General features: G+C 78.0%; 1 protein-coding gene. It reads left to right on the top strand.

The genetic code is table 11. The features are described from left to right. Positions 1–235 (top strand): pyridoxine 5'-phosphate synthase (locus L2I40_RS24420; protein ID WP_237217907.1); only part of this gene is annotated, 235 nt, incomplete at its 5' end. Positions 236–504 lie beyond the last annotated feature (269 nt).

Here is a 504-nt window from a genome sequence, read left to right as displayed (position 1 = left end):
CCGCCCTGCCCATCTCGCCCGCCTCGCGGCCGGCGCGCAGGCCGCCGCCGCGGCCGGCCTCGCCTGCCATGCCGGGCACGGCCTCTCCTACGAGACGATCGGCGGCATCGCGCGCATCCCCGAGGTCTCGGAGGTCTCGATCGGTCATTTCCTGGTCGGCCAGGCGGTGTTCGAGGGGCTGCCGAACGCTGTCCGCCGCATGAAGGCGCTCATCGCCGAGGCGCGGCGCGGCTGACGGAACGGCACCGCCGAACGACGAAGCCCCCTCCCGGCGGCCGGGAAGGGGCTTTCGAGACAGCCGAAGGCGGGGCGGGGTCGCCCCGCCCGGGTCAGGCGGCGCGGCGCGCCTCGCCCTTGGCGTTGTCGCGCACGCTCGCGGCCCAGCGGGGGGCGGCGGCGAGGAAGGCGTCGAGCTCGGAGGGGGCCAGCGCCTCGACATGCTCGGCCGCGGTGGTCGCGGCGGTGTCCCAGGCGCGCGCCACGCGCAGGACGGCCGGGGCCGAG

Origin of the sequence: Falsiroseomonas oryziterrae, from assembly GCF_021864505.1 — a bacterium.
GTDB classification, from domain to species: domain Bacteria; phylum Pseudomonadota; class Alphaproteobacteria; order Acetobacterales; family Acetobacteraceae; genus Falsiroseomonas; species Falsiroseomonas oryziterrae.
Note: the sequence above shows the minus strand (reverse complement) of the source record. Positions and strands in the feature narration are given on the sequence as shown.